Genomic DNA, 8,483 nt, shown 5'->3' on the forward strand with positions numbered 1-8,483 from the left:
GGCGGCCGGGTTGCGCGCGGGGCCTCGCGTGGAGGTCGCCGCGATGGTGGCCGCGGCCGACTGCGGTGACGCCCCCGGTACGCTCGCCCACGCCCGCGCCGCCCTGACCGCGTTGCGGGTGCTGTTGGCCGAACTTCGTACCGTTCCCCAGGCCGACGACACGCCACCGCCCACCGTGGCCGGCATCGGTACGCTCGCGGCCCACCACCGCGCCGCCACCCGGCTGTCCGGACAAGTGCGGCCGCTGCCCGTCGCGGTCGAGGTGGCCGTACACCGCGTGGTGGCCTCGACGATCGTCGACGAGGCCGAGATCGTCGTGCACTTCGCCACCGACGGGGTCGTGGTGACGGTACGCCGGGCGGTACCCGTGTCGGCCGCGTGCCGACGCGGGCTGCGTGCTCTCGCGGACGCGGCCGGGGGTACGCTCGCGACGGCCGACGACGGCGTACGGGTGTGGCTTCCGGAGGTGGTGTCGAGGTGATCACAGTGACGATCGCCGACGACCAGGCCATGGTGCGCGCAGGCATTGCCGCCGTACTCGACGCCGAGCCGGACCTGAGCGTGGTCGGCCAGGCCGCCGACGGCGAGGCCGCGGTCGAGCAGGTCACGTCCCTGGCCCCGGACGTCGCGGTCGTCGACATCCGGATGCCCCGCCTGGACGGCATCGCGGCCACTGTCCGGATCACCGTGTCGGCCCCGGCCACCCGTGTCCTGGTGCTCACCACGTTCGGCCTCGACGAGTACGTGTTCGCCGCGTTGCGGGCAGGCGCTTCGGGATTCCTGCTCAAGGACGCCGAGCCGGAACGGGTGATCGACGCGGTACGGGTGGTCGCCGCGGGCAACGCGCTTCTCGACCCGGGGGTGACCCGGGTCCTGGTCGACCACTACGCGGCAACTCCCGTGCCCCGCAAGGACACTCGGACCGCCGCACTGACCCCGCGCGAGACGCAGGTCCTGATCCTGGTCGCCCGCGGCGGCAGCAACGCCGAGATCGCCGCAGCCCTGGCCATCAGCCCGGCCACGGTCAAGGACCACGTCGCGGTCATCCTCGGCAAGCTCGGCGTCCGGGACCGCCTACAGGCGACCATCGCAGCCTACGAGACGGGCCTGATCCGGCCCGGCACTCGGTAGGACTTCGCGGTACCTGTCCGCCCGTCGACCCGACCGAGCGGGCCTCGTCACTCCGCATCGCCCCTGAGCTTGCTCCGCTTTGACGGACACCGTCGTTGTGGTCAGGCCGCGAGTGCGGCTTCGTATTCGACGGGGCTGCGGTAATCGAGGCTGCTGTGCAGTCTGTGTGGGTTATACCAGCTTTCGACGTACTCGAAGACGGCGGCACGGGCGGCGGCCGGGCTGGGCCAGGGATGGTGGTCGGCGCCGAGATCGTTTTTTTGAGGGTGGCGAAGAACGACTCGGCGAGCGCGTTGTCCCAGCACTGGCCGGTGCGTCCAACGGACAGTCGGACGTCGAACTGCGCTGCGAGCAAGGCGAATTCGTGGTCGGTGTATTGGCAGCCGCGGTCCGAGTGGAAGACTGTTCCGGCCGGCGGGTGTTGTCGTCGGACCGCGTCGCGCAGGGCGTCGGCGACCAACTCGGTGCGCAGGTGGTCGGCGTGGCCCAGCCCACGACCTTGCGGGTGGCGATGTCGATGACCGTGGCGAGGAACAACCAGCCTTGACCGGTCGCGAGGTAGGTGCTGTCTCCGCACCAGCGCGTTCCTTCGGCCGCCGGTCCGGGTCGGAAGTCTCGCTTCACCAAATCCGGGCGGGCGGCCGCGTGCGGATCGGGCACGGTGGTGCGTCGGCCGCCTCTGCGGTGACGGCCCTCGAGTCCGGCCTCGCGCATCAGTCGGGCGACGCGGCGGCGCCCGACGTGGTCGCCGTCGCGCACGAGGACGGCGTGGACGCGCGGGGCGCCGTAGCTGCCACGCGAGCGCCGGTGGGCCAGGGTGATGCGTGCGGTCAGCTCCGCGACGCGCGCGGGCCGGGGGCCGCGGTACGGCGGTGGTAGTAGGCGGCACGGGAGAACTTCAGCAGTTCACAGACGCGTTTGACGCTGTGTCCCGCGCGTTTCTCCGCTTCGATGAACGGGTGCACCGTCACCGGGTCTCCTTCGCGAAGAAAGCCGTGGCCCGCTTGAGGATCTCCACGTCCTGGCGCAGCCGGGTGTTCTCCCGGCGCAACGTGGCGAGTTCCTCCCGTTCGCCGCTGGTCAGGTCGTCGCGTTCGCCCGCGTCGACCTCGGCCTGCCTGACCCAGTCGCGTACCGCGGTCTCGGTCAGGTCGAAGTCCTTCGCGACCCGACCGACCGACCGGTCGCCCTGTTTGCACAAGGCAACGACCTCGGCTTTGAACTCCGGCGTGAACGAGCGGCGAGACCGAGGCTTCTTCTTCCCCTCGCTCTCCATGATGGACATCCTCCCAAAGGGGTCAAACCCCTCAGTCAGGGTGGCCGCCAAAGTGAATCAAGCCCACCATTCACGAACTCGCCGTTTTGGCAAGCGAGTTCGGGATTTGACTCTCCTTTCGGTCGGAAGGACCGGCCAGTGCTGGGACAACGCGCTCGCCGAGTCGTTCTTCGCGACTCTCCAGAGCGACCTCGGGGCCGATCGGCCCCGGCCGACACGGACCGCCGCCCACGCCGAGGTCTTCGAGTGGATCGAAGGCCGGTACAACATCCGCAGGCTGTACAGCAGCCTCGGCTACCGCACACCCATCGAATGCGAAGCCGCACTCGCAGCCTGACCAGCACAACGAAGGTGTCCGCCAAAGCGGAGCAAGCTCACGGGGCCCACGCACCGGCGGCATGCCGTGCTCGCTTCGCGTTATGCCCGGCCTTCGCGTCACGCTCAAGTCGCATTGCCGCAGTCCCCGTCGCGCCACCCCATCTGCCGCGCGGCGCGTGCTCGCTCGCCGGCGTTCTTCGCTGTGCTTACCGCCCAAGGGCCTGCAGCGCATCACATCGGCCCGCAGCACACGCGCGGTCCGCCCCGCCCACGGCGCGGGGCACACGCAACTCGCGTGCCGGGCCTTGCCCGCTTGCCGGGCCGGCTATGGCGTGCGCCCGCGCCAGTACGCCCGCGCTGGTACGCGCCCGCCGGTACGCGCCCGCCTTCGAGTTCCGTCCGCGCTTGGCGTCCGTAGATCCGTGCCACGCAGCGCCGTTCGGCTTGTCGCCCGCTGCGCAGCGTTCGCTGCGCTTCGCACCCAACCTCGCGTCACACCCGCCGACTGCGCACCCGGCTCGACCCACGGCCTACGACTCGCCACCCGCCACCGCCACCGTCACTCGCGATCCGCCACCCGCCATGCGGTGCCCCGAACCCACCCCAGGCGGCCAATCCCCGCCGCCCGGCGGGGGGTCGCCCCCGCCGGGCGGCCGTCTCCGGGCGGACCGGAACCAGCATCCAGCACGACGACCCCGCCGAACCCGCGAACCTAGCGTTTCGGGCATGGCAAGAACCGTTCTGCGCCGCGTCGGCGGTGCCCTTCTCCTCCTCCTGGCCCTCGTGCTCGGCCTCGTCGCCGCGCCGGCCGGCCTCCTCTGCACCGCCGCGCTCACGCCGGTCGTCCCGCTCTTCGTCCTCGGCGGCCTGGTCGCCCTGTCCGGAGTGGTCTACGCCGTCGCCTGGGGCGCGTTCGCGGTGCTGCGGACCAACCGCCCCCGCCGGGCCGCACTGATCGCGGCCGTCGCGACCACGTGCGTCGTCTCCGTACTCGCCGGCGTCACCGTCTTTCGTCCGATGCCCCGACCGGCCGGTGCCGCCGCCGGTCCCGACGTCCGCTACCGGGACCTGCCCACCGGATCCCGGATCGCCTACAGCCATGTCGCGGCCGTCGGAACGCCGCGCCCGGACCCCGTGGTGTTCCTGCACGGCGGCCCCGGTACCGCCAACGACGGCGTCTCCGACGCCGGAAAGGCGCTGGCCGCCGACGGGTTCGAGGTCTACGCCTACGACCAGATCGGCTCCGGCCGTTCGGGTCGCCTCGACGATCCCAGCGGCTACACCGTGGCTCGGCACGTCGCCGACCTGGACGCGCTCCGGGTGGCCATCGGTGCCGAACGCATCATCGTGGTGGGCCAGTCCTGGGGTGGCGCGCTCGCCGCGCACTACCTGGCCGCGCACCCGGACCACGTGGCCAAGGCGGTCCTGAGTTCGCCCGGCGTGCTGTGGTACGGCGCCTTCCCGGACGACAAGACCGGCGACCTGTGGGACAGGCTGCCCGCGAGCACCAAGCAGCACGTCGACGAACTCGCCTCCACCCCACGGATGGTTGCGATGGCCCTACTCCAACAGGTCAACCCGAAGGCCGCGCACGCCCTGGTCGGCGACCGTGAGGTGGACACGCGCTTTCGGGAGATCCTCGGCGCGTCCCTGCCCGCCGCCCAGTGCCCCGGCCGACCGGCCGCGCACCTGCCCGACAACCGAACCGGCTTCTACGTCAACCAGTTCACCATCGACGACGCGGAACACCTCCCCGACCCCCGCCCGCGCCTGCGCGACGTGCACGTACCGACATTGATCATGCGCGGCCAGTGCGACTACAAGAAGTGGGCGGTCACGTACGACTACCGCAAGACGTTGCCCGCCTCCACGCTCGTCTACGTCCCCGACGCCGGCCACGCGATAGCGATCGACCAACCGGAGCTCTACCTCGCGAACCTGCGCGCCTACCTCCTCGACCGACCGCTCCCGCTGCCCGCCTACACCGGGACGACGCCCCCGCCGGGGACCATGGCCCCCTGAACGGCAGCATCTCCGGCGGCCCGGTCGCCTCGTCGAACGACCCGGCGGAACACGGCCGTCGAGCCCGGCGGGAGACGTTTTCCCGTAAGCCGTAGGAGGTACGGCCGCGCGACGTCGTGCCACGGGACGTGTCGGCCGACCTCGCTGCTGTTCGAAGCCGTTCGACAACGTCGGGTCGGTCGCGTTCGCCGACCCGACGGCGGTGATCGTCATACCCGGCGCCCACCGGACCACCAACCCCCAGCCCCACCACGCCGACGGGACCGCCATGACCGTTCGCTCCGCCGCAACTGCCCGACGAGGACGCCTCTGTGCTGCTCGACGCGTGACGGAAAAAGGTACATCCGCGGCGCGACCCTCGCTACGTCCCCCGACTCCTCCGCTGCCGGACGCGGTAGAGCCGACACGGACCTACGCGATCGAAGCCGAGGCCGCGACGCAATCGACGCTCGCCGATCCCCGCACCGACGCGTACCTGGTCCAAGCCGTCCGCAACCACCGAGGCGACGCGCCGACAGCTCCGCTCGCGGCGATGTGGCAGGGCTCGGTGGGCACGGACCACGCGATCGTGGCCGGCGCGTGGGTCGAAGAGTACGAACTCGTCATCGCCGCCTAGGCGTCGGTCGAACACGCGGCCAGCTAACACCACTTGGCCGAATGGGTCCCCACCGGCCGGTGTTGGTAGCCGACCCGCACGAATGCGGAGGTCGGCGACAGTCGGTCGAACTGCGGCATACGCCCTGCGCTCGACCGGATCCGCGGCGCTCTGCTCGCGGTTGCCGACGATGCCACGTACCGGTCGGCCGTCGACTCACTGGCGCGGCGACGAGGAAGCCGGTTGAGGCCGCGCGTCGCAGCCGACTACCTCGTGCCGACCCCTTTCCTCGCGGGGAGGTTCAGGCGGTTCCGCGGACGGTTTTCAACTGCATGATCAGGAACTCGAATCCCGACTCGAATCCAGACTCGATGCCGCCGAGTTGCCCCGGCATCAGCTGACGGCCCTGTCGTCGAGACGGTGCATCGACTGCGGGATCACGCAGCCGCTGATCAGCCGCTTGACCGCAGACGTCTCCTGGCGGAAGGCCCGCAGTTCGTAGGCCATCCAGTCCTCGGGGTTCGGGGTGAACGGGGCGCTGCCGTCAAGCCGACCACCGCCGTCGGTCAGCTTTCCACGACCGTCGACCAGCGATCTAATAGCCGGCACGATCGCCTCGGCTCGCTCCTGGGGGTGGGCCGCCTACGGATCGGCCACAGACGCGACCAACAGTCGAGCGGCAGAGGGGAGTGGTAGTTGGGCAAGCAGGAGATGCATCGCAAGGTATGCGCGCCGCTGCGGAAGGCCGGCCTGAAGGTGCTTGAGGGAGGGGCTCCAAAGACTCGACTGCCGGCGTTCGTGGTGGGCGCGGCAATCGGCTGCGGCCCCGAGACGGGTCGGCGGGACGCCTACTTCGACTACGACGCCCCGAACCTCATCGAGTACGCCAACCAGGCCTGGTGTGAGCCGGCCATGTCCTCTGGCGTCGTCGGCACCGACCGCGGCTTCCTGCTCGCCCCGCCTGCCAACCCTGACAGCGCGAAGGCGCCTTCCCGACACCGACGTTCCGTCTGGCGCCGGGTCCGCCCGCTCGACGACCGGGACATCATGGGCGCCGCTTGCGGGATCCGCTTCGCCTGGGGATGAGCGAGCACGGCTACCCGAGCACCTGCTCGGCTCACACGCCGGCCACCCGCTGTCGTCGCCCTCGACTCGTCGTCGAACGGGTGGAATGCCGGTGTGTTTCCCCCAGCGGTTGTATCCCTGCGGGTGGAGCATCGTCAGAGTGCGGTGGACCGTCGCGCATGCGAGCGGACGACACCGGCGATGTTAGACCCGGCCGACGACAAACCGGAGTTCACCGCGACCAGCGAGGACAGCCGGGTGCTCGACGCCCTCGCGCACGTCCATCGGCACCGGTCGGCCGACCGACCGACCCAGGGCCTGAGGCACATCTCGCCGTACCCGACCGAACACATCAACCGGTTCGGTGAGTACTGGACCCACGAGGTCGGCATCCGGCCCGAGGCATACACAACGCCCGTCTCCGACGCGACAACCGCGACGTGTGACGACGGGCGCCGCCCGACCGACAACGTCGTGATCCGGAAGATCGACCGCCACAGGACCCGGCTCGTCGCGGGTGACTCAAACGACAACCACGCGGACAGAGGCTTCTCCTTCATCGCCATGGGCTGCCCGGGCGCACGTCGGGTCGTGGCGCGCCCCAGCCACGTCCGGCGACCACTCGATATAGCCGCACTCGTCTACGACGACATCCCGCGATCACGCCTGCTGTGCGTGGGCGGACAACTTCGCCTCATGCCCACAGTTGCGAGACGGTGACCTGGTTGCGGGTGTCGACGACGGCGAAGGACGCCCGCTTGGCTCCCGCGGTGGTTACCTCCCGGTGTCACGAACCCGGCACGCGAAGTCCGACGAGCCGGCGCGCCCCGGCGCGAAGCGCCACATGCCGACCGTGCACGTCGGTCGGCGCGTAGCGACCCACTCTGCCCCCAGCCCCGCCTGCGCCGAGGCAGACCGGCCCGCTCCCCATACCGCCGTCACTCGCACGCGGACCCGTGCCCCGCGTCCCGTCCCACCCATGCCGATCTGTGTCGAGTTACGAGACAACCTGTTTGGGGCGAGCAGAGTCGATTCGATGCCCTTAAAAGTCGGCGGGCCGTCACCGGTTTGTCAGGCGACTTTGCGGCACTTGTTGCCGTACAGCGTTCCCTGAATAATTTCCCCGTACGCCCCGTTTTCCTTCTTCTGGTCGCAGACCCACGTGCCCTTCGCGTAGATTCCTACGATCTCGAAGGGCTGCCAGATATAACCCCATCCCGTTTGGGCACCATTCTTGGCCTCGCAACGACGCATGTCGTCCCCCACATTCCCATCGATGTCCTTGCTGGGGAACTGACACACGTACCGCCAGGTGGAGTCGGCCCTACCCTCCACCGTCCCGGCTACGGACGGTGCAGCGGCGGCCAAAAGAAATGCCGACGAGAGGGCGATGGAGAGAAAACCACGGTTCATTCGTGCCTCCTGCTCGGGTGCAACCCGCGCTCACGGCCGACGGCAGTCAGCGCATTCGCCGCACAGGTGATGTGTCCAGATCGTCCACGCTTTCCCACGACGCCTGTCGAGCAGTACTCCACCGAGGCGAATTCACCACATCAGGTGACCGAGTGAGTATCCAATCCGGGCTGCGGACGGAGAAATGAAGAGAGGTGCCCAACGACCTGGAACGGTGACGGGAAGGACGCATCGATCCATCCGAATCCGATCCGTCTTTCCGCCTCCCCACTTCCCCCGGACGAGCGCTGGACCGCCGCCGGGGCAGGCCCGGACGACCCCACGATTGCGGTGGATACGGGTCGCCGCCTGCTCGGTGCCGCTGGAGCCGGGGGTGGTGATCGTACGTGCGTGCGGCGGCCGTGGACCTCGGGCGGACCGGAGCCGCGACGGCGCGGGATCAGCCGGTGGGGCCACCAGGCCCGCTTCGTAGGCGGCGATGACCAGTTGCACCCGATCGTGGGTGCCCAGTTTGGTCGGCAGGCGGCCGACGTGGGTCTTGGCGGTGGCGGGGCCGAGGTGCGGCTCGGCGGCGATCTCGGTGTTCGTCAGGCCGCGTCCGGCCAGGCTGAGCACTTCGCGTTCGCGGGTGGTGATGCCGGACAGCGCCGGGCCCGGGCGGGC

Annotated in this window: 12 protein-coding genes and 2 pseudogenes; 8 read left to right on the forward strand and 6 right to left on the reverse strand. The window is 70.1% G+C overall.

The window, feature by feature from the left end:
• Window positions 1–481, forward strand: a pseudogene (locus GT354_RS33055) (hypothetical protein); the annotation flags it as partial.
• Window positions 478–1,131 carry a response regulator transcription factor gene (locus GT354_RS33060; protein WP_161360053.1) on the forward strand — a complete coding sequence of 218 codons (654 nt, stop codon included), beginning with the start codon at window positions 478–480 and terminating at the stop codon, window positions 1,129–1,131. The pseudogene GT354_RS33055 and the gene GT354_RS33060, both read left to right, overlap by 4 nt.
• Window positions 1,132–1,232: 101 nt before the next feature.
• Here the strand turns inward: GT354_RS33060 and GT354_RS33065 are convergent, their stop codons facing one another.
• Window positions 1,233–1,436: an IS3 family transposase gene (locus GT354_RS33065; RefSeq protein ID WP_346012292.1), complete on the reverse strand. Its 204-nt coding sequence runs from the start codon at window positions 1,434–1,436 to the stop codon at window positions 1,233–1,235.
• A gap of 59 nt (window positions 1,437–1,495) precedes the next feature.
• Between GT354_RS33065 and GT354_RS54845 the strand changes: the two genes are divergently transcribed.
• Window positions 1,496–1,678 (forward strand): hypothetical protein, encoded by a 183-nt coding sequence (locus GT354_RS54845; protein WP_237535718.1) that lies wholly within the window; start codon window positions 1,496–1,498, stop codon window positions 1,676–1,678.
• 283 nt (window positions 1,679–1,961) lie between these two features.
• Here GT354_RS54845 and GT354_RS33080 read toward each other — a convergent pair whose 3' ends face one another.
• Together GT354_RS33080 and GT354_RS33085 are read right to left on the reverse strand one after the other, a co-directional pair.
• Window positions 1,962–2,102, reverse strand: coding sequence for a hypothetical protein (locus GT354_RS33080; RefSeq protein ID WP_161360054.1), 141 nt, complete (start codon window positions 2,100–2,102; stop codon window positions 1,962–1,964).
• Window positions 2,099–2,407, reverse strand: coding sequence for a transposase (locus GT354_RS33085; RefSeq protein WP_161360055.1), 309 nt, complete (start codon window positions 2,405–2,407; stop codon window positions 2,099–2,101). The genes GT354_RS33080 and GT354_RS33085 overlap by 4 nt, the downstream gene beginning before the upstream one ends.
• 106 nt (window positions 2,408–2,513) lie before the next feature.
• Between GT354_RS33085 and GT354_RS33090 the strand changes: the two genes are divergently transcribed.
• From GT354_RS33090 to GT354_RS33100, 3 genes are all read left to right on the forward strand, one after another.
• Window positions 2,514–2,744: an integrase core domain-containing protein gene (locus tag GT354_RS33090; protein ID WP_161360056.1), complete on the forward strand. Its 231-nt coding sequence runs from the start codon at window positions 2,514–2,516 to the stop codon at window positions 2,742–2,744.
• A 707-nt stretch (window positions 2,745–3,451) separates the two neighbouring features.
• Window positions 3,452–4,747: an alpha/beta fold hydrolase gene (locus tag GT354_RS33095; RefSeq protein ID WP_161360057.1), complete on the forward strand. Its 1,296-nt coding sequence runs from the start codon at window positions 3,452–3,454 to the stop codon at window positions 4,745–4,747.
• A 325-nt stretch (window positions 4,748–5,072) separates the two neighbouring features.
• Window positions 5,073–5,363, forward strand: coding sequence for a hypothetical protein (locus tag GT354_RS33100; protein WP_161360058.1), 291 nt, complete (start codon window positions 5,073–5,075; stop codon window positions 5,361–5,363).
• A gap of 372 nt (window positions 5,364–5,735) precedes the next feature.
• On the opposite strand, the gene GT354_RS33105 is transcribed toward GT354_RS33100, so the two are convergent.
• Window positions 5,736–5,951 carry a hypothetical protein gene (locus tag GT354_RS33105; RefSeq protein WP_161360059.1) on the reverse strand — a complete coding sequence of 72 codons (216 nt, stop codon included), beginning with the start codon at window positions 5,949–5,951 and terminating at the stop codon, window positions 5,736–5,738.
• An 87-nt stretch (window positions 5,952–6,038) separates the two neighbouring features.
• Between GT354_RS33105 and GT354_RS33110 the strand changes: the two genes are divergently transcribed.
• Together GT354_RS33110 and GT354_RS33115 are read left to right on the forward strand one after the other, a co-directional pair.
• Complete coding sequence (locus GT354_RS33110) at window positions 6,039–6,428, forward strand: hypothetical protein (protein WP_161360060.1); 390 nt, start codon at window positions 6,039–6,041, stop codon at window positions 6,426–6,428.
• A gap of 180 nt (window positions 6,429–6,608) precedes the next feature.
• On the forward strand, window positions 6,609–7,127 hold the full coding sequence (locus GT354_RS33115; RefSeq protein ID WP_161360061.1) for a transposase: 519 nt from the start codon (window positions 6,609–6,611) through the stop codon (window positions 7,125–7,127).
• 351 nt (window positions 7,128–7,478) lie between these two features.
• Here the strand turns inward: GT354_RS33115 and GT354_RS33120 are convergent, their stop codons facing one another.
• Window positions 7,479–7,820: a hypothetical protein gene (locus GT354_RS33120; protein ID WP_161360062.1), complete on the reverse strand. Its 342-nt coding sequence runs from the start codon at window positions 7,818–7,820 to the stop codon at window positions 7,479–7,481.
• Between the two features lie 447 nt (window positions 7,821–8,267).
• Window positions 8,268–8,483, reverse strand: a pseudogene (locus GT354_RS54850) (helix-turn-helix transcriptional regulator); the annotation flags it as partial.

The organism is Streptomyces sp. SID3343, assembly GCF_009865215.1.
In the GTDB taxonomy this organism is placed as follows: Bacteria; Actinomycetota; Actinomycetes; order Streptomycetales; family Streptomycetaceae; genus Embleya.